Source organism: Acidithiobacillus sp. TH-A117 (genome assembly GCF_057473465.1).
Genome location: NZ_JBYCKQ010000040.1, coordinates 36,909 through 56,866, shown reverse-complemented (window position 1 = coordinate 56,866; position 19,958 = coordinate 36,909). Strand labels below are relative to the sequence as shown.

22 protein-coding genes are annotated in these 19,958 nt (G+C 55.2%); 9 read left to right on the top strand and 13 right to left on the bottom strand.

Annotated elements, in window-relative coordinates:
- Window positions 1-63: 63 nt before the first annotated feature.
- The 3 genes from AC2VLR_RS09965 to AC2VLR_RS09955 form a co-directional block, all read right to left on the bottom strand.
- On the bottom strand, window positions 64-210 hold the full coding sequence (locus AC2VLR_RS09965) for a hypothetical protein (RefSeq protein ID WP_486881992.1): 147 nt from the start codon (window positions 208-210) through the stop codon (window positions 64-66).
- 480 nt (window positions 211-690) lie between these two features.
- Window positions 691-1,056, bottom strand: coding sequence for a type II toxin-antitoxin system VapC family toxin (locus AC2VLR_RS09960; protein WP_486881991.1), 366 nt, complete (start codon window positions 1,054-1,056; stop codon window positions 691-693).
- Between the two features lie 11 nt (window positions 1,057-1,067).
- A complete protein-coding gene (locus AC2VLR_RS09955) occupies window positions 1,068-1,271 on the bottom strand; it encodes a type II toxin-antitoxin system VapB family antitoxin (RefSeq protein ID WP_486881990.1) in 204 nt (67 codons plus the stop codon).
- Between the two features lie 331 nt (window positions 1,272-1,602).
- On the opposite strand from AC2VLR_RS09955, the gene AC2VLR_RS09950 reads away from it, so the two are divergent.
- The 3 genes from AC2VLR_RS09950 to AC2VLR_RS09940 all read left to right on the top strand — a co-directional run bounded on the left by AC2VLR_RS09950 (window position 1,603) and on the right by AC2VLR_RS09940 (window position 4,756).
- On the top strand, window positions 1,603-2,190 hold the full coding sequence (locus AC2VLR_RS09950; protein WP_486881989.1) for a uracil-DNA glycosylase family protein: 588 nt from the start codon (window positions 1,603-1,605) through the stop codon (window positions 2,188-2,190).
- A gap of 82 nt (window positions 2,191-2,272) precedes the next feature.
- A complete protein-coding gene (locus AC2VLR_RS09945; RefSeq protein ID WP_486881988.1) occupies window positions 2,273-2,641 on the top strand; it encodes a DUF488 domain-containing protein in 369 nt (122 codons plus the stop codon).
- Window positions 2,642-2,746: 105 nt separating this feature from the next.
- A complete protein-coding gene (locus AC2VLR_RS09940; RefSeq protein WP_486881987.1) occupies window positions 2,747-4,756 on the top strand; it encodes an SMP-30/gluconolactonase/LRE family protein in 2,010 nt (669 codons plus the stop codon).
- On the opposite strand, the gene AC2VLR_RS09935 is transcribed toward AC2VLR_RS09940, so the two are convergent.
- The 10 genes from AC2VLR_RS09935 to tadA form a co-directional block, all read right to left on the bottom strand.
- Complete coding sequence (locus AC2VLR_RS09935; protein ID WP_486881986.1) at window positions 4,702-5,922, bottom strand: O-antigen ligase family protein; 1,221 nt, start codon at window positions 5,920-5,922, stop codon at window positions 4,702-4,704. The genes AC2VLR_RS09940 and AC2VLR_RS09935 overlap by 55 nt on opposite strands.
- A 25-nt stretch (window positions 5,923-5,947) precedes the next feature.
- A complete protein-coding gene (gene pssA / locus AC2VLR_RS09930) occupies window positions 5,948-6,700 on the bottom strand; it encodes a CDP-diacylglycerol--serine O-phosphatidyltransferase (RefSeq protein WP_486882010.1) in 753 nt (250 codons plus the stop codon).
- Entirely contained in the window at window positions 6,697-7,368 is a 672-nt protein-coding gene (locus tag AC2VLR_RS09925; RefSeq protein ID WP_486881985.1) for a phosphatidylserine decarboxylase, read from the bottom strand. The genes pssA and AC2VLR_RS09925 overlap by 4 nt, the downstream gene beginning before the upstream one ends.
- 109 nt (window positions 7,369-7,477) lie before the next feature.
- The gene (gene ilvC, locus AC2VLR_RS09920; protein ID WP_101537153.1) at window positions 7,478-8,494 is read right to left on the bottom strand and encodes a ketol-acid reductoisomerase; all 1,017 of its coding nucleotides are present in this window, start codon (window positions 8,492-8,494) and stop codon (window positions 7,478-7,480) included.
- A gap of 45 nt (window positions 8,495-8,539) precedes the next feature.
- Window positions 8,540-9,025 carry an acetolactate synthase small subunit gene (gene ilvN / locus AC2VLR_RS09915; RefSeq protein WP_075323110.1) on the bottom strand — a complete coding sequence of 162 codons (486 nt, stop codon included), beginning with the start codon at window positions 9,023-9,025 and terminating at the stop codon, window positions 8,540-8,542.
- A 2-nt stretch (window positions 9,026-9,027) separates the two neighbouring features.
- The gene (gene ilvB / locus AC2VLR_RS09910; protein ID WP_486881984.1) at window positions 9,028-10,773 is read right to left on the bottom strand and encodes a biosynthetic-type acetolactate synthase large subunit; all 1,746 of its coding nucleotides are present in this window, start codon (window positions 10,771-10,773) and stop codon (window positions 9,028-9,030) included.
- 110 nt (window positions 10,774-10,883) lie between these two features.
- Window positions 10,884-12,425, bottom strand: a complete 1,542-nt coding sequence (locus AC2VLR_RS09905) for an endonuclease MutS2 (protein WP_486881983.1) — start codon at window positions 12,423-12,425, stop codon at window positions 10,884-10,886.
- A gap of 62 nt (window positions 12,426-12,487) precedes the next feature.
- Window positions 12,488-12,913: a hypothetical protein gene (locus AC2VLR_RS09900; protein WP_486881982.1), complete on the bottom strand. Its 426-nt coding sequence runs from the start codon at window positions 12,911-12,913 to the stop codon at window positions 12,488-12,490.
- Between the two features lie 14 nt (window positions 12,914-12,927).
- Window positions 12,928-13,356 (bottom strand): secondary thiamine-phosphate synthase enzyme YjbQ, encoded by a 429-nt coding sequence (locus tag AC2VLR_RS09895; protein WP_486881981.1) that lies wholly within the window; start codon window positions 13,354-13,356, stop codon window positions 12,928-12,930.
- Complete coding sequence (tadA, locus tag AC2VLR_RS09890) at window positions 13,353-13,841, bottom strand: tRNA adenosine(34) deaminase TadA (RefSeq protein ID WP_486881980.1); 489 nt, start codon at window positions 13,839-13,841, stop codon at window positions 13,353-13,355. The genes AC2VLR_RS09895 and tadA overlap by 4 nt, the downstream gene beginning before the upstream one ends.
- Before the next feature lie 204 nt (window positions 13,842-14,045).
- Here tadA and pilM point away from each other — a divergent pair, with 204 nt between their 5' ends.
- Genes pilM through AC2VLR_RS09860 form a run of 6 tightly spaced genes read left to right on the top strand, consistent with a single transcriptional unit; the run spans window position 14,046 to window position 19,947 of the window.
- Window positions 14,046-15,110 (top strand): type IV pilus assembly protein PilM, encoded by a 1,065-nt coding sequence (gene pilM / locus AC2VLR_RS09885; RefSeq protein ID WP_486881979.1) that lies wholly within the window; start codon window positions 14,046-14,048, stop codon window positions 15,108-15,110.
- Complete coding sequence (locus AC2VLR_RS09880) at window positions 15,107-15,700, top strand: PilN domain-containing protein (RefSeq protein WP_486881978.1); 594 nt, start codon at window positions 15,107-15,109, stop codon at window positions 15,698-15,700. Before pilM ends, AC2VLR_RS09880 begins: the two co-directional genes overlap by 4 nt.
- Window positions 15,697-16,347 carry a type IV pilus inner membrane component PilO gene (locus AC2VLR_RS09875; RefSeq protein WP_486881977.1) on the top strand — a complete coding sequence of 217 codons (651 nt, stop codon included), beginning with the start codon at window positions 15,697-15,699 and terminating at the stop codon, window positions 16,345-16,347. Before AC2VLR_RS09880 ends, AC2VLR_RS09875 begins: the two co-directional genes overlap by 4 nt.
- A 59-nt stretch (window positions 16,348-16,406) precedes the next feature.
- A complete protein-coding gene (locus AC2VLR_RS09870) occupies window positions 16,407-17,027 on the top strand; it encodes a pilus assembly protein PilP (protein ID WP_486881976.1) in 621 nt (206 codons plus the stop codon).
- A 44-nt stretch (window positions 17,028-17,071) separates the two neighbouring features.
- Entirely contained in the window at window positions 17,072-19,429 is a 2,358-nt protein-coding gene (locus AC2VLR_RS09865; RefSeq protein WP_486881975.1) for a type IV pilus secretin PilQ, read from the top strand.
- Window positions 19,426-19,947: a shikimate kinase gene (locus AC2VLR_RS09860; protein ID WP_486881974.1), complete on the top strand. Its 522-nt coding sequence runs from the start codon at window positions 19,426-19,428 to the stop codon at window positions 19,945-19,947. The genes AC2VLR_RS09865 and AC2VLR_RS09860 overlap by 4 nt, the downstream gene beginning before the upstream one ends.
- Window positions 19,948-19,958 lie beyond the last annotated feature (11 nt).

Sequence of the window (19,958 nt, the reverse complement as noted above, 5' to 3'; positions counted from 1 at the left end):
GCAGGGCATTTGCCCATCGTTGCCGTTCTGCACATCGATGTGCAGCAAAAACTAACCCGCCGGTCAGGCCATGCGCGCCACCAGATCGGCACGGCGCTCTTCCACCCGGGGATGGCTGCTTTCCACGATCTCGGCCTGTTCCACCTCAAGGCCCAGGAGGATGCGGGCAATATCCAGGGTGATACGCTTGAGCAAGTCTTTGGATACCAAACCTTTTTCCTGCCTGATCTGCCCTCTTGACACCCCACAACGCGCAGAATAAAGCATCACCCGGCTTGCTGCCAGAGATTTCCATTATGCCAGGGCTTTGGTCAAGGTCCACATCGGCTCCATGCGGTCCCGCCAAATCGGTTTGGCGAGCTGCACCATTGCGCAAAATGCGCCTGCCTAAAGGTATCGTAATGGAGCGGTTGATAATCGGGGCATCTGACCTTGAAGCATTTCGCCACGCACGTTCCGAAGCTACCAGGGCGGATGGCCTGGTTTTGCTGGGTTTTTCGCCTGCCAGGGAATGGCTGTTATGAGACATTACGTTTTGCCTCTGAGGTTTTCAGACCGCGCCGTAAGCATATTCGATGGATTGCGGTATGGCCCCGCCTTAGAAACCGTCAGTATTGTTAAACAGCTTTTGCCGCTGACGAAGCCATCTCTTGCCCATTCAGAGTAATGTAGGCGTAAACCTTGGCAGGATCAATGCAGGAAAGGCTGGTACATCACGCCAAACCGCTCCGCTAATACGCACAACCGTTTGTCCCGCGACCACAGTTCTGTCCCCGGCGTTATCAGTGTCGATGCGAGCAAAAGCATGTCTATCAGTCCACAGCCCAAGCCAAACAGTCGCTCCTGCCCAATGAAGACCATAGTTTCCTTTACCGTGGCCTGTTGAGTGGTCTGCAAACGGTCGAGATCGGACAGCAATTTATCCCGATTGGGTGGGGTCCCGCAGGCGATTTCGCCCAAAACCAAAGGGTGAACCATCACCAGATCGCGCTCCAGCAATTCCACCAGCGCATCATGGCGATGCCGGAAGTGATCAACCCACACTGATGTATCCACCAAGACACCTTTCACTGTCCGGTAAACTCGTGGCGGCGGGGAATATCCGGCATCTGCGGCATGGTCCCGCCCAGGGCAGCCAGCCGTTTGGCAGACTGGACTCTCACAAAGGTCTTGATGGCCTCACGGAATAGATCAGCTTTTTCCATGCCAGGATCAGCAACTTCCAATGCCTTTTCATAGAGTACATCATCAATCGTTACTGTGGTTCTCATTTCGCACCCCTTCTACATCTATATATATGCGATACTGCATCAAAATCCGCACCGCGACAATGTATGGAGATGTAATGGACAAACTCATATCCATGTCACGACAATGCCTGAGTTGTGGGCATCATAAAATGGTACGGAATGAGGATTACCGGGAACATTCGCAATTTAACGGTGAGTCTCAGGTTCTGATTGGCCTTTCTGGCTAGTTTTATCCGATATGTGAGGATGCTGAACTGGATCCGGAAAGTAGCGCGCACAGCTTGCAGTGGCGCATGATGATCTGGTACATCGTACTCGCGCCAGGCAACTGCACCAGCGAGAGCACCCATCCATGACTAAACCGGAACTCACGGCATTACTGCATAAGCTCCAGCATTGTGAAATCTGTGCTGAAGCGCTGCCCCAGGCGCCGCGTCCGGTTCTGCAAATCCACCCGCAGGCGCGGATCCTCATTGCCGCCCAGGCACCTGGGCGGCGCGCTCATGCCAGCGGACTTCCCTTTGATGATCAAAGTGGCGAGCGTCTGCGCGAATGGCTGGGAGTCAGCCGCACGCAGTTTTACGATCCGCATTTGTTTGCACTGGTCCCCATGGGATTCTGTTATCCCGGAAAAGGCCGTGCAGGGGACCTACCGCCCCTGCCGGAGTGCGCGCAACACTGGCGCGCTCCGCTTCTCCATCATTTAAATCAAGTCGAACTGACGCTGGTCATCGGCCAGTACGCCCGGAAGTACCATCTTCCGGACACGCGCGGTTCCCTGCAGGAGCTAGTGGGCAACTGGCGTCAATATGGGCCGGACCTGATTCCCCTGCCCCATCCCAGTCCACGGAATACCCTTTGGCTGCATCGCAACCCCTGGTTTGCCGAGGAAGTTCTGCCAGCGCTGCAGGAAAGCGTCGCAAAAATTCTAGCGCCATAAAATTCATGATTGAAACCAATATGTAACAATTCAACGCCGAATCATTTTCGACAAGACCACAGGCAAAGACTAGAATGACTTTATGGATAAGCAACAACGCATCGAAATCATTCCCTGGCGCGTGTATGAACGCCCCTTGCCCAGCGGCTTTCGGGTATTGGCCGAGCGTCTCTGGCCACGCGGGGTCCGTAAGCAAGACCTGCCTCTGGATGCCTGGCCCAAGGCTTTGACGCCCAGCACTGCATTGCGCCAGTGGTTTCATCATGATGTCTCACTCTGGGAGGAGTTTCGCCAACGCTATCTGCAGGAGTTAGCCCAACAGACCATCGAGGCAGAGCGCTTGCTGGATAGCGCCGCAGGCAGTCCGCTGATTCTTCTCTACGCCGCCCAAGATAAAATGCACAATGGCGCACTGGTACTAAAGACCTTTCTCGACACGTTTCCGCAGTAACAGGACGTTGACTTTTGCGGGCTGATTGGTGACATTCAGAGAGCGCTTTTGCAGGCTTCGTGAACCAGCTTGACGACTTCAGCACCCATTATTGACGGGGGATACATGCACAACCGCCGCACTTTCCTGAAGCTGCTCGGATTAGGGGCCATTTCCATACCCGTGGCGGAGCTGGCTCTGCATTCCGGCAAACTGATATCCCGAGCCTACGCAGGATCCAACCTCGAAACGCCGCCCGGCCACTATCTCACCTCGTGGATTGGCAATAGTTTTGCCGGCAAGGGAAGTAATGGTCAAGGACGCTGGGTACAGGATGAAATCGTGGCTATGACGGTCACCGGGGATGGTACGGTATTGACTGCCTCTTCATGGGACGAAGCAGGACGTTGCACAGGTCTTTATAAAGATGGCGACACCAACCAGCAGTGCCTCATGGCTGAGGGTGAAGGCAAAGCCGATGCCTGGGGATGGGGAACCGCAGGAACCAGCGTTGCCGCTGTTGACGGCTGGATTTTTATCAGCAACACCGCTGGGCACTTGCTGCAATTTCGCTGGACTGAACCTGGCAATATCCAGTCTGCCATTCATTACCAAGGCTATGAAAAAACGGGCTTGGTAACGGCCATGACGGCCAGGTCCGGTTTTTTGGTAATTGCCGGTAAAGACGGAATCATCCAGATCCGCAAGCCGGAAGATATGCGCCTTGAACGGAAACTGGCTATAAGCGGAGTGCGTGGCATAGCCATAGATGCGCAAAATACCCTATGGATATTACAAGGCGGCAGTATCCACCACGTCAGCATGAATGTGCAGAGACTGCCGGGGACTATTCCCCATATGAATCAGGCTACCGCCATTTCCATCAGTCCGGATAATACCCTGCTGGTTTGCGACAACGGTCCCAGCCAACAGGTTTTGCAATACAACATTGATTCTACACCCCGGCTGGTCGCTCGTCATGGACTCGAAGGCGGATTGCGCGCGGGGACTCCCGGAGAAATGGCACCCGACAAGTTTTTTGCCTTGCGTGGGGCGGGCATGGACACCCAGGGGAACCTGTATGTGGGCATGTGCTTCGGGCCTAACCCGAATTCACCCGTAGTCATTCGCTCTCTGGACCGGCACAATAAGCCGCGCTGGGAACTCTCCAAATATGCCTGGGTCACCGCATTTTGTTTCGATCCCCTTCATGACGGGACGGTTGTATATGGACCCGAATCCATATTCTCCTATGACCCCGCAAAGGCACCCGGAACGGGCTGGAAAGCTACCGCCATTACCCTCGACCCCATTCGCTATCCCCATGACCCAAGGATCATGGGTAAAAACGCCTGCTCAACAGAAATACGCCATATCCAGGGCAAGCGCCTCCTCTATACCATGGGGCAGACGGGAGGCGGATATGATCTGTATGCTTTTGAAGCATCACCCAGTCAAATCGCCTATCCGGTCGCCGCAGTCAAAGGGGATGGCTTTGCCTGGAATGTCGATGCCGGGGGGGGGATCTGGCGCGGTCAAACGCCTGACCAGCATATCTGGCATTATGCCTTCGCATCATGGTCAGATGCAGGAATACCTCAGTTCAAGGAACCGGTTCGCTACCCCATACCTTCCCTGTTCACCCGGGTGACCCGGGCACATTACGATAGCGCCAGCGATAGCCTGTATATAGGTGGATACACCAATGAAAAACCGAAAAAAAGCTGGGGACTCATTGGCGCCGTCATTGCCCGCTACGATCAATGGACAAGCGCCCACCCGCAACTGCGCTGGGCCATAAATACCCCCCTGGATGGACATGACTTGCCCCCCAAGGCTTTTGATATTGCCGGGGATTATTTGTTTACCGTCGCAGTATTCCCAACCCACGGGAAGGATGCCGTGGTCACCATATTCCGCCTTGAAGATGGCAAAAAAGTGGGGACTATTTCACCGGGAGAATCCGTAGGCAGCCAAAGCGGCTGGATTGACATGATCCACGCCATTCACGCCCTGCGCCGTAAAAACGGCCAGTATCTCATTATGGTTGAGGAAGATGCGCGCGGGAAAAATCTGGTGTATCAGTGGACGCCCTCCAAGGTTGGCACGGGGGTTTCCTCCTTGGGAGACACATAGTGCACGGCCATCAGAATGGCAAAGGGTATGGCCTGCCCTTCCAGCCAAATGAAGGTATCGGCAAAACTACCCAGGACAAACCAAAGCCAGGTTACCACCTGCACATAGCGGAGAAGAGGCTCACTTTGTCGCCATGCTCTGATCCATAAATATCCCATTAAAACGATCAGCGGGATAAATCCAAACAAACCTAATTCTGACAAATAGGCCAGGAAAGAATTATTCGGTCCAATCATGCTATCCACAACGGGCGGCAACCGGGGCTCCAGACCACGCCGGGCCAGATCATAGTAAGCGGCACGAAATTGTCCGGCACCCACCCCGAAAAACGGATGCTCGGCAAACATCTGCAGTGCGGAATGCGCATAAACCAGACGTAAGCCTACACTGGTAATCACCCAGCCATTGAAAAACAGGTACACATCGTAAACCGCCTGAACCCAGCGGCTCCGTAATACCGGTGACAACAAGGCAATTCCCGCCACAACAAACACACTCAAAGCACCTGCTATTCGATATCGGGGAAACATCCACAGCAATACGAGCAGTGCCAGTATAAAAAACACTGCCTGACCCGTTCTACCAATGGTGAACATCAACTGCCAGAGCAATAACAGGAATATAAATACTGCGATCCTCGGACTCCAGAATAGTTTTTTATCCTTGATGGCAAAGAGCAGCAGCAACAAACCGGAAGCCAGCATCATGCTGAAAGTGATATGGGTCTGCGCCAGACCGATGGGTCCCTGACCCAACAAATTGCGAAAGTGCCAGCCCAGAGCCTGGGCAACACCAATCAAGCCGTTGACAGTCAGGGCCAGAATAAAAGCCCTGAGCAGATCAACAAAACGCTGTCGACTCCAGGGCATGGCAGCCACCAGCGGCAAAAACCACAAATACCAGATATGTCTTACCGGACCGAGATGATCAGCAAACAAATGATAATGAAACAAATCATAGATGTTGATCAGCGAAATCAGGCCGACTGACAACAAAAACACATGGGGACGCAGATTGCGAATATATCCGGCCCAGACAAAAGCCAGCAGAAAAATCACGGCAGCAAACTTGGTCAACGCAATAGCCAGAGGAATGCTCAGCAATACCAGCCACAAGGCTAAGAACGGTAATTCTTCGCGTGATAACAGCTCATGATGGACGCGCATCAGCCTATTCCCGGATTCTTTGCTATCAGTTCGAATGCATTCCCCGCCGCCTTCTCTGACGACGACTGCGAATCTGCCAGAGGGTGAGAATCAAACCCACCAGCACGTAAGAAATTCCGGCCAAAAACAGCACCAGAGGGGGATGTACCGCAATCAGAGCTACTACCAGAACCACGATAATAGCCAGGGCAAAGGGCACCCGCCCGTGGAGGTCAAAGTCCTTGAAGCTGCGGAAACGGACATTGCTCACCATCAGCAGACCCAATACATACACCAGGCCCAGGGCGATATATTCACTCACCTGGGTCAGCCAGGGGTAACCCTCACCGACAGCCACCCAGACCAGGCTGGCCAGGACCGCCGCCGCAGTAGGAATGGGCAAACCCTGAAAATAGCGCTTGGAGGCACTATGGACTTGGGTATTGAAACGCGCCAGGCGTAAGGCACCGCAGGCAATATACACAAACGCACCCAGCCAGCCGAATTTGCCAAAGTCCTGAAGCCCCCAGAGCATGACCAGGACAGCGGGCGCCATGCCGAAGGCGATGACATCCGCCAGCGAATCATATTCCGCACCAAAAGCACTTTCGGTATGGGTCATGCGCGCCACCCTGCCATCCAGACCATCGAGAATCATAGCGATGAAAATGACAATAGCGGCTGTCCGGTAATGACCGTGAATGGAAGCGACAATGGAATAAAAACCGGCAAAAAGGCTGGCCGTGGTAAACAGATTAGGGAGCACATAGACCCCACGCCGGGGATAGCGCGGATTCATGGGGCCGTCACTGGCAGGGTCGCCAGACACTGGGCACCGGAACGCACTCTTTCGCCAATGCGCACCTGGACCTGGGTATCCAATGGCACATAAGTATCGACCCGCGAGCCAAAGCGAATGAAACCAAATCGCTGCCCGATCACGACGCTATTTTCCCTTTGAACATGACAAACAATGCGCCGCGCCACCAGGCCCGCCACCTGAACCACCGTCACATCCTGACCTTCGACGGTTTTAATCCACAGCGCATTGCGCTCATTTTCCAAGGAAGCCTTGTCCAGGGCCGCATTGAAAAATCGTCCCGGAAAATACCAGACATTCTGTACTACACCACTGACCGGCATCCGATTCACATGCACGTCAAACACATTCATGAAAATGCTGATCTTGAGGGCAGGACGGGAGAGATAAGGATCTTCGACCTGTTCAATGGCAATGACCCGGCCATCGGCAGGACAGAGCACCGAATGTGGCGACAAATCCGGCAGGGGCCGCCGGGGATCGCGAAAAAACTGCAGGCTGAACAGAAACAAGAGATAAAAAAGCGCTGAAAAAAACAGCCACCAACCTGTCAGAAAAATCTGCAGGACAATGGCGAGGGCCAGAAACAACAGTAAAAAAGGCCAACCTTCACGCGCCAGAATGGGATAAGGATAATCAGTTTTCATGGGCGGAGCGTAGCAGGACCGGGGCCATGAGAAAAGGGCGAACCGCTTCGGGGCAAGAACTTTGTCCCGAGGGATTCGCCCGGATATTTTTCAAAAAAATCAAACAATCCTAGTTGCGGGAACGATCCACAATGCGGTTCTGACCAATCCAGGTCATCATCGAACGCAGCTTGTCGCCCACCACTTCAATGGGATGCTCCGCACCCATCCGGCGCATGGCCTGCATGGTCGCCTTACCGGCCTGGTTTTCGAGAATGAATTCCTTGGCAAACTGCCCGGTCTGGATTTCCGTGAGAATTTTCTTCATCTCGGCCTTGGTATCGGCGTTGACAACTCGAGGACCCCGGGTGAGATCCCCATATTCTGCGGTATTGGAGATAGAATAGCGCATATTGGCAATGCCCCCCTCATACATCAGATCGACAATCAGTTTCAGTTCGTGCAGACACTCAAAATAGGCCATTTCCGGCGCGTATCCGGCTTCCACCAGCGTTTCAAAACCAGCCTGAACCAGGGCCGTGGCACCACCGCAGAGTACTGCCTGCTCACCAAACAAGTCCGTTTCGGTTTCTTCGCGGAAGCTCGTTTCGATGACCCCGGCGCGGGTACCGCCATTGGCCTTGGCATAAGCCAGGGCAATATTCGTCGCATTACCGCTGGCATCCTGATGCACCGCAATCAGACTCGGAACCCCGCCACCCTGGGTATAGGTGGAGCGCACCAGATGGCCGGGACCCTTGGGAGCCACCAGAAAGCAATCCAGATCCGCACGAGGATGAATCTGACCAAAATGCACATTAAAGCCATGCGCGAAAACCAGCGCCGCGCCCTGCTTGATTTTAGGGGCGATTTCATCACGGTATAGGGCCGCCTGGCCTTCATCAGGAGTCAGGATCATGACCACATCGGCGCTGGCTACGGCATCGCCCACTTCTTTCACTTCCAGTCCGGCCTTGACGGCCTTGTCCCAGGAAGTGGAATCCTTGCGCAGCCCCACCACCACGGAAACACCGGAATCCTTGAGATTCAGGGCATGGGCATGACCCTGGGAGCCATAACCAATGATGGCTACTTTCTTTTTCTGGATGAGGGCCAAATCAGCATCGTTATCGTAATAAACTTTCATGTAAACCTCTGCGTAAGTACAAAAATGAATGATGAATCCGGAAGGTCAGATAGCCTTGGCACCACGGCTGATGGCGCTGGCACCACTGCGCACCACTTCGATGACCATACCCGGATCGAGGGCGTGAATGAAGGCATCCAGCTTGTCGCCCGGACCGGTAAGTTCAATGGTGTAGGACCGGTCAGTCACATCGATGATGCGCCCCCGGAATATATCCGAAAGACGCTTCACCTCTTCCCGGTCTGGCCCCACCGCATGGACCTTGATCAGCATCAGTTCACGCTCTATATGCGGACCCTCGCTGAGATCATGGACGCGGATGACCTCCACCAACTTGTTCAACTGCTTGAGCACCTGCTCCATGATTTCTTCCGAGCCACTGGTGGCTACGGTCATGCGCGAGATACTGGCATCGTGGGTGGGGGCGACGGTCATGGCTTCGATATTGTAACCGCGCGCCGAAAACAGACCCGCCACCCGTGAAAGAGCGCCCGCTTCGTTTTCCAGCAAAATGGAGATGATATGACGCATGCTCAGACCAGGATCATTTCAGAAAGAGCGGCACCAGCCGGCACCATGGGATAGACGTTTTCCTTGGCATCCACCCGGAAATCCATGAATACCATGCGGTCCTTGAGGCGCAGGGCTTCGCGGATGACCGGTTCCACGTCGGCAGGCTTGTCCGCGCGCAAACCGATATGACCATAGGCTTCCGCCAGTTTGACGAAGTCCGGCAAGGCATCCACATAACTCATGGCGTAACGGTCTTCATAGAAAAACTCCTGCCACTGGCGAACCATGCCCAGATAATGGTTGTTGAGGCAAGCCACCTTGAGGGGCAATTTGTATTGTTGGCAGGTGGACAGTTCCTGGATATTCATCTGGATACTGCCATCGCCGGTAATACAGACCACCGTCGCATCAGGCTCTGCCACCTGGGCACCCATGGCCGCAGGCAGACCAAAACCCATGGTCCCCAGTCCGCCACTGTTCACCCAACGGCGGGGCTGATCGAAACCATAAAACTGCGCCGCCCACATCTGATGCTGGCCCACGTCCGAGGTGACAATGGCCTCCCCGGCAGTGAGTTCATAGAGCTTCTGCACCACAAACTGGGGCTTGATGATCAGTTCATCCTGCTGGTAATGCAGGCAGTCACGCTTACGCCATTCTTCAATTTGTCCCCACCAGGCCTGCATGGCATGACGGTCATTGAGTGAATCCAATTCACCCAGGACCTGGTTCATTTCCGTCAGCACCTGCTGCAAATCGCCGACAATAGGCACATCCACCCGGACATTTTTGGATATGGAAGAAGGGTCCACGTCCACATGGACAATTTTGGCATGAGGAGCGAACTTGGCGAGATTCCCGGTAACCCGGTCATCAAAGCGTGCGCCCAGAGCCACCAGCACATCACAGTGCTGCACCGCCATGTTGGCTTCATAGGTTCCATGCATACCCAACATGCCCACAAACTGGGGATCCGTCGCCGGGTAGGCGCCCAGGCCCATGAGGGTGTGCGTAATCGGCACATTCAGGGCGCGAACCAGCTTGCGTAGTTCTTCCGACGCGTTACCCAGGACCACACCACCACCCGTGTAAAACATGGGCCGCTGGGCGCTGGCAATCAACTGCATGGCCTTGCGCACCTGTCCCGGATGACCTTTGACCGTCGGCTTGTAGGACCGCAGGGAAATCTTGTCAGGATAATGATAGGCACACTGATGGGCGGTCACATCCTTGGGGATATCCACCAGCACCGGGCCGGGCCGGCCGGTTGCCGCCAGATAAAAAGCGGCTTTCAGGGTACTGGCCAGATCCTTGACATCCTTGACCAGAAAATTGTGCTTGGTGCAGGGACGGGTAATACCCACCGTATCCACTTCCTGAAAGGCGTCATTCCCAATCAGGGCGACGGGCACCTGCCCGCTGATCACCACCAGGGGTACGGAATCCATATAGGCCGTGGCAATGCCGGTGACAGCGTTGGTCGCTCCGGGGCCACTGGTCACCAGAGCCACACCGACCTTGCCGGTCACCCGGGAGTAAGCATCGGCGGCATGCACCGCCGCCTGCTCATGCCGGACCAGGATGTGCTGCACCGCTTCCTGCTTGTCCAACGCATCATATATGTAAAGTACCGCGCCACCGGGATAACCAAATACAAATTCCACACCTTCGTCACGCAGGGCATGCACCACAATTTCGGCACCGCTCAGGGTGTCAGATTGCGATTGCGCGTCCAGGCGCTCAGGGGTGCTGGTCGGGGAAGTCATCGTCATACTCCTCAGGGAATAAAGTATCAGCGCAAAAAATTAGACAGTTTTCCGGGACAGGTCAAATAAAAAAGCCTTGGCGTACTTGGTCCGGCATCTATAGCCAGCCATCAGGAATGCTGATGCAACGTTTCGAGATAATGGCGGGCCTTGCTGACCAGATTGTCGGGCAGGCCGCGCTGGGCGGCGATCACCAGCCCCAGAGAGCGCCCGGGCACACCAATTTCCAGTTCGTAAGTCGGTTCCAGACGCTCATGATCAAAGCGCATGGACGCATTGCGCAGGGATCCGTGCTGATCCGCAAAAGATTTGAGAGGAGTAAGATGGGTGGTCACCATACCCCGCACCCCGCGCTCCGCCAGGTGATCGAGCACCGCCATGGCCAGAGCCGCACCTTCTTCCGGATCAGTCCCGGTACCCAATTCATCCAACAGGATCAGGGTATGGTCATCGGCATCGGCAAGGAGCCGCTTGAGCACTTCCACATGTCCGGAATAAGTGGAAAGCTCAAAGGCCACACTTTGCGGGTCGCCCATGTCCACAAAAATCCGGGTGAAATTCCCGACAACCGCCCTTCCGCCGACCGGAATGTGCAGCCCGCAGTGGGCCATCACCGTCAACAGCCCGACGGTTTTCAGGGAAACACTCTTACCGCCGGTATTGGGCCCGGTCACCACCAGAATCGGGCAATCCGCATTGATCTGCACCGACAAGGGCTTAGGTTGGGGGCCGCGCTTTTCGGCGTAAGCAAGAATCAGTTGCGGATGATAGGCTTCTTCCAGCGTCAAAACGGGCGCATCCACCATTTCAGCCGCCTTGGCGTTTAGATGAATGGATAACTGCGCTCCGGCAATGGCCAGATCCAGCCAGGTTAGTGACTCCACCAGATGTTGCAAGCCGACCAGACGGTCCCGCCCCTCATCACTCAGCGCACGCAGAATCGCCTGATTTTCCTGCTCGATACTGCCCGCAATTTTCTCCAGACGGTTATTGCTCGCCACCAGCTCCATGGGCTCAACCAGATAGCCGTGACCACCGGGTCCGGTTCCCCGGCGCACGCCGCGAATCTGATCGGTAGCGCCATCGGGCAGATGAACACAGGCGCGCTGACCAGACCAATGCAGCTTGGCTCCCGGTGCTGACAGGTGGGACTGCATGGTCTTTTGAATCTGATCACGCTCGGCTTTTAGCTCCGCATGTAATTGCCGGAGCTGGGCGTTACCGTCTTCGCGCACACTGCCATTGGGCATCAATACCGCGTCGATTTTGGGCAGGAGGTCAGCAGCCGCATCCAGACGCGCCGCCCCGGTGGGCAAAAGTCCGGGGCGCTTTTCAACAAAAGGCCGTAACTCCTTGCCCACGCGCAACACCAGGGCCAGATTACGAAATGCCGTGCCTGCCAAAGCCGCCCCCGGACTGGACACCTGGCGGATGGCAGCACGCACATCGGGCAATTCCGGCAGTACCGGACCCTCCCCGGATTCCAGACCTAGGCGTGCAGCACTAATGGCATCCTGCAACTGCCGAGCCACGCCCACTGTGGGTGCTGGCCCCAGATTACGGGCCGCATCGGCACCAAAGGGCGTTGCGCACAATTTTTCCAGTAATCGGCGAATGCCCTCAAATTCCAGGGGTTTCAGGTCTGCTTCCATGGGTTCTCCTCGGCTTGGAATTTATACAGAGTACAAAAGGCTAACGCGTCATGGCAATGCGCTCAGCTTTGCGGCAGCTCCCGCCACCAGCGTTTACGCCCTTCGGGAACAATAAAGTCACCCAGATCATCCGGTGCCATACGCGATAAAATCCAGCCCGGAGGCACCAGTTTGCCACTACTGCCACAAGATGCACCCAGATTGTTGGGATCATAAATCTTGATCAGCTGGGGATTGTCAAAATCATCCACATACACGATCCCCAGATATTTTTCGCGATGGTCCTGATGCAGGAGAGCACTGATAGCCTCCAGGCGCTGACGAAAAAGTGCGGCTTTGAGAGGCGCATGCGGATAATCCACACCCACAAAATACACATACCAACCATCATCCGCATGAGCACTGAGGGTTTCCACGAAAGTATCCCAACGCGACCACTCCTTGATTCCCCAGAGCATTCCCCGATACCGCTCCGTAAAGCTGGACATTCACTTTTCTCCTGTCACGTTCTTGTCATGCCCTGAAAACTGAGCAAAATCTGCCTGCTGAGAGGGCGAGTACGATGCTCAAACAAAAACACACCCTGCCAGACACCCAGGGCGGCACGCCCCTCCCTGACCGGTATCACCAGACTATTCTGGGTCAGGACACAGCGCAAATGCGCGGACATATCGTCAGGCCCTTCATTGCAGTGGCAAAAATGCGGGTCATCATCGGGGACCAGACGGGCAAAATAGTCGAGAATATCGTGCTGCACATCCGGATCGGCATTTTCCTGAAGGATCAGGCTCGCCGAAGTATGGGGCACGAACAGATTGACCAGCCCTTCCCGGGCTCCGACCGCCTGCAACCAGGCTTGCAGGGCTTCGGTCAGCTCATGCAACCTTCGCCCGCCCGCAGTGATTTTCCATTCGGTACTGAGATGCTTCATGTTTCCTCGCTTGGGCGGGCACGCCGCGCCCGAAAAAAATCGCGCAGCAGCTTCGCCGACTCCTCGGCCAGCAACCCGGCCTCCACCTGAATCCGATGATTGAAACGCGGATCATCAAACAGCTGATAAAGACTTTCCACCGCGCCGGCCTTGGGGTCCGCCGCCCCGTACACCACCCGGTCCACCCGGGCATGGAGCATGGCCCCGGCACACATGATACAAGGCTCCAGGGTCACATAGAGCGTGGACCCCGTCAGGCGATAATTCTCCATCTGCAGGCCAGCAGCACGCAACACCCGCATTTCGGCGTGAGCGCTGGGATCATGCGTTGCAATGGGGGCGTTATGCGCCCCTGCCAGATATTCTCCGGCAGAGTTCACCAGCACCGCACCAACCGGCACCTCCCCCGCTGCCACCGCTTGCACCGCCATATCCAGCGCCAGACGCATCCAGCGGGTATCGACTAATTGCTGTTCTGCACTCATCCTGTTCTCAACGATTGACCTCAAAATATGCGGGTTACAGCGCTCAGTAGCACTTTTTACTGCTGCGCGCCTTGACAGAATGCGGAATGCTGCTAATTTCCACCGCAAGTTGCAAAAATGATACTGGTCCTGCAGATAATTCATCATCCTGTTTGCAAGGCAAATATTATAACATTGGTCAGACCATAAAATAAGGAAATCGACGTGCTACGCATACCAAGTTCTCCTTTGCTGGGCCTGGACATCAGTGCAGATGCCATAAAACTCGTTTCTCTCGCCCAAAGTCGCGGGAAAATCCGGGTCGAGCATGCTGATTCCGAAACCCTGCCGCCGGGTGCCGTCAGTGATCGGGATATTGTGGATAGCGAAACGGTTTCCCGGGCTCTGCGCAACATTCTCGAACGCTCGCGGATTCGTACCAAAGCCGTGGCTACAGCCCTTCCCGCCAACTCTGCCATCGTCAAGGTCATTTCCTTGCCCGCCGACCTCGATGAAGTGGGTATTGAAGACCAGATTCGTTATGAAGGCAGCCAATATATTCCCTACAGTATTGATGCCGTGAATTTTGATTTTTCCGTGTTGGGTCCGGACGACAGCCGCAAGGGTTATAATCACGTCCTGCTGGTGGCCAGCAAAAAGGAAGATGTCGAAGACCGGGCGGCGGTCATCGAAGAAGCTGGCCTCAAGCCGCAGATCGTGGACGTCAAACCCTTTGCCTTATGGCTCTTGTATGAACATCTGTCCGGCAGTAAAGTCCAGGACAAGAGCCTGAGTGGCAAGGGAATCGTGCTGGTCGAAATCGGCAGCATCACCACCAACATTTACGTATTCCAGGACGGACATCCGGTGTACTCCAGGGAACATAATTTTGGACTGGGACGCCTTCTGGAAGAAATTCAGCGCCGCTACAACCTCGACAGCAATGATGCCCAGCGCATGGAACGCTTCGGCGGTCTGCCACCCGAATATGAAAAAGATGTGCTGCAGCCTTTTGCCCGTAACATGGCCCAGGAGCTGTTCCGTTCCCTGGACTTTTTTCAGGCCAGCATGCCCGATGTCCCGACAGCCACCGTACATCTTTTTGGTGTTGGTGCCAAAATTCCGCAACTGGCCGATCAATTAAGACAACTGGTGAGTTATCCCGTTTTTGTGCCCGACCCCTTTACCGGCATGGAATTATCCCCGCAAATCAGTCGGCGTTTCATGGATGCTGACCGTTCGTCCCTGGCAGTTGCCTGTGGCTTGGCTCTGCGGAGGATTTCGGCATGATTCGCATCAATTTACTGCCCTATCGCGAAGCCCGCCGCGCCCAGCGTAGTCAGGTACTGGGTGCCGCCCTCATTGGCATCCTGCTTCTTGCTGCTGCTTTCTACTACGGGATTTACAGCATTTTCAGCGCTCGCGTGGACACAGAGCAAGCGAAAGTCGATTATCTGCAGGGCGTCACCAATCAACTGAATACCCAGATTGCCTCGATTGCCGACCTGCGCAAAAAACGCGACGAACTACTGGCCCGGGAAGGCATCATTACCGATCTTCAGGCCAAGCGGGATATGGTCGTTCAGGTATTTAACGCCCTCGCTGCAGAAACACCGGACGGCGTTTTCCTGACCCATCTCCAGCAATCCGGCGATGCCCTGACGGTGAATGGTTATAGCGAAGACAATGATCAGGTGGCGGCCTTCATGCGCAATATCCAGTCCTCCAAAATATTTACCGATCCCCAGTTGAACATCATCAGCAAGTCCAAACTGGGCAGTGAGGACGTCGGTCAATTCACCTTGCAAATGACCATCCGCAAACCCACTGCCGCCGATAAAAGTGCCCAGACCTCGGGCAAACAGGAGGTCCAGCCGTGACTTTCGACGAATTACGCAATCTCCAGGTGGATGATATCCTCCGCTGGCCCCTGAAAACCAAGCTGATCGCCATTGTGATCATTATTGTGATTCTCGGCATTATCGTCTGGTTTGAATTCATTTCTCCCGAAAATGACAAGTACGACGCCCTGCAAACCCAGGAAGAAAGCCTGAAAATCCAGATTCGGCAGAAACAGCTGCTGGCGGCATCCCTACCGGCCTATCAGGCGCAAATCAAGGAAATGAACGTACGCTTTCAGAAGTTTCTGGAACAGCTTCCGAACCGGACCCAAATCCCTTCCCTGCTGGATGATGTCACCCTGGCGGGACGTAGTCGCGGCCTGGATTTTGAACTGTTTCAGCCTACGGGTGAAATCAACAAAAATTTCTATGCGGAAATTCCGGTAAAACTCAAGGTCGTGGGCACCTACAACGATATCGGCCGCTTCGCCGCTGCTGTGGCCGCCATGCCGCGTATTGTCACCATCAGCGGCATTGACATCTCCCGGGTTCCCGACACCGGTAGCACTCCGGCAGCCAAAGCACTGGCAGCCCAGCAACTGGTCATGCAATGTACGGCAACCACCTATCGCTACCTGGATAGCGATGACAAGACCGGCGCAGCCCAGGACGGGAGCAAGCCATGAAAACGAACGCAGTGAGTTTCTGTAAAACGAGCATAGTGAGTTTCTGTAAAACGAACGCAGTGAGTTTCTGTAAAACGAGCATAGCGAGTTTCTGTAAAACGAACGCAGCCCGCAACTGCAGCAGTGTTTGGCGTAAAATCCGCAGTGTTCTGGCCATCAGTGCCAGCCTCGCGGTACTGGCGGGATGTTCCAATAGTGATGATTTAAGCCATCTGCGCGCTTTCGTCGCCAATGGACCCAAAACCAACGACCATATTACACCCCTGCCCAAAACTCCGGCCTATCAGCCCACTGTTTACAACAATCTGGCCAATCGTGACCCCTTTACCAGTTTTTCCGAGATTCTGTTGCGCAAGGAAGCTGCTGCAGAAAGTAATAGCGGCCCCCGTCCGGCGTCTCATGGTCCGGTGCAACCGCTGGAAAAATATGCGCTCTCCAGCATGAACGTGACCGGTATCATGCGTTCGGCCAACGGCCAGTTATGGGCGGTCATTCAGACTCCCGACAACAAGGTTTATCGCGCCACCATCGGTAGTTATATCGGTACCCATGACGGGCGCATTACGGGCATCGATGACACATTGACCAAACAATCCGTCACCATCGAGCAGTACCTCCCCAATGCTTTTGGGGGCTACAAGAAAGAACAAACCATTTTGCACATGCAGAGCGGTAACTGAACATGACGAGCCTGAACCCGAAGAACATAGAGGAATGCAAAAAGATGCGCACAAATGCCCGCCTTCAACTCCGCAGCCGTCCCCTACTGCCCTGTCTGCGGCCAGCGACCAGCGCCATTCTGGCCGCTGCGCTGTGCCTGAGTTCCGGCGCAGCCTGGGCCGAAAGCCTGATCAGCAGCATTACCCCCAGTTCGGACCAGCATGGTACGGCTTTCATCATTCATAGTGATTCCCGTCCTGCTTACGACGTGAATACTTTTAACGGCGGCTATCGGGTGCAAATTGATTTTAACGATGCCCGTTTTCTTCCCTCAGTAGGCACGGTTCTGCCCAGCGGAGCGGTAGAAAATGTACTGACCGAAAATCAGGGACAGAATGCCCGCTTGGATTTACTCCTCAAAACGCCCCAGGCGGTCATGATGGAACCCACGGTGGGGGGCTATCGTCTGGCACTGATCGATAGCAAAGTACCTGTAGCCACAACTCCAGTCGCTGCAGGTTCCGCCAGCCCCACTCCGGTGGCTGCCACACCCGCAGCAGTCAGCAGTCCTGCCGAACCGGCTGCCGTTACTCAGAATGCAGTTGCTCCGGTCATGACCTATGGCACTACCGTCAATGGCCTGAATTTCAAACGTGGCAAACAGGGCGGCGGCATTCTTGATTTATCCATTGCCGGCCCGCAACCGGAAATGAATGTGACCCGGCAAGATGGCCGCCTGGTAGTGGAGCTCAAAAATACCACCCTGCCCGCCAGTTATACCCATCGTTTCGGGGTGACCCAGTTTGGCACTCCGGTGCAATACGTGGACAGTTATCCCCTCGGACGCAATACCCGCCTGGTTTTTGCCATCCATGGTCCCTATGAATATTCGGCTTACCAGCTCGGCCAGCATACCCTGATTGATGTCCATCCCAAGACCGAAACCGCCGCGCAAAACCCCAATGCCGGCGCGCGTCTGAGCATGGATTTTCAGAATATCAGCGTACGTGATGCCTTGCAGGTCATCGCCGACTTTACCCACCAGAATATTGTGGTTTCCAACAATGTCACGGGCAGCCTGTCCATCCGCCTGAAAAATGAACCCTGGGAGCAGGCTTTCAAGGTCATTCTCGAATCTCAGGGGCTGGCGGTCAAACATATCGGCAACATCCTCTGGGTGGCCCCGGCCAATCAAATCACCAGCCAGGAAGAGGCCGAACTCAAGGCCGATGCCAGCAAGCGCAAGCTGGAGCCCCTGGAAACCCAGCTGATTCAGATCAAATATGCCAAGGCTTCCAGCATTGCGGCACTGCTGCAGGGTTTTGACCATAATCAGCCCGGCGAGCCGAACGACCAGATTAGTGCCAATCAGCAGCAATCCCTGGCCAATGCTCTGGGGCTGCCCAAATCCAGCATCATCGGCAATTCCCTGTTGGGACCACGCGGTAGCGTAGCCGTCGTCAACCGCACCAACAGCCTGCTGGTCCGGGATACCCCCCGGGATATCGACAACATCAAAAAACTGATCGCCAAAATCGACAAGCCGGTACCACAGGTGCTGATCGAGGCGCGCATTGTCCAGATCACCACCAGCGCCGCCCATTCTCTGGGCGTCAATTGGGGGGGTACCTATACTTCCAATGGTGCGGGCGGCGTAGTCAACCTTTCCGGTACCGGTGCCACCGGCACCACGGAAACTCAGGGCGGTTCCTATCCCATCTCCGGCAGCAGCGGCGGTAGCTCTACCACAGGTACGGGTTTTACCGTCCCTGCTCTGGCCAACCTCGCCGCCTCCAATGCGGGCACGGCACTGGCCAGCGCCACACCGGCTTCCCTGGGATTTGCCCTGGGCACCGCAGCCGGCAACCGGATTCTCAACCTACAACTCCAGGCCCTGCAGGTGGACAACCGAGCCAAGATCATTTCCAGTCCGAAAGTGCTGACCGAAGACAATGAAAAGGCGGTCATCTCTCAGGGTCAGGAAATTCCCTATCAGCAATCCACCAGCAGCGGCGCCACCTCGGTATCTTTCAAGAAAGCCGAGTTGAGCCTGGATGTAACGCCGCATATTTCCCCTAATGGCAAAATCACCCTGGATGTAACGGCGCAAAATAATCAGCCCAACTATGCAGATGCACTACCATCCGGCATTCCCATCCAGACTCAGGAAGTCAAAACCAAGCTCTTGGTCAACGATGGTCAGACGGTGGTCATCGGCGGGATCTACACCGACACCACCAACCACAACCAGACCGGTATTCCGCTCTTGAAGGATATTCCTCTGCTGGGCTGGCTGTTCAAAAGTAACGTCGATAGTGTTGCCAAGACCGAATTGCTGGTATTCATCACGCCTAAAGTCATCGGTGGCGATGCCCAGGATGATCTGGCCGGCGCGAGTAGCGACAGCAATCTCGGGCAATGACGGGAACGGTGGTCCTCATCGGGCCCATGGGCTCGGGCAAATCGACCATCGGGCGGCTTCTGGCCGCCCGTTTACGTATTCCCTATGTGGATAGTGACCAGCTCATCGTCAGTCATACCGGGGTGGATATTCCCACCATTTTTGAAATCGAGGGCGAGACCGGCTTTCGCGAACGCGAAGCCAAAGTCATCGCCGACCTGGTAGAACAGGGAAATCCCATGGTACTGGCCACCGGTGGCGGAGCGGTGCTCGATCCCCGCAATCGCGGTCATCTGCGCCAGATGGGGCGGGTCATTTATCTGGATATCAGTGTGGCAGAGCAATTGAAAAGAGTCCGCCACGACCGTAACCGTCCTCTGCTGCAAAATACTGACCTGGAAACCCGTCTGGAGCAGCTTGCCCGGCAAAGAAACCACATTTATCAGCAAACGGCGCACTGGCGGGTGAGTGGTGACGGCTTGCGTTCCGACCAGGTACTGCGGCGGATTCTAAGGCATTTACAGGCCTATCCTGCTTAAAAAGGGGCTGT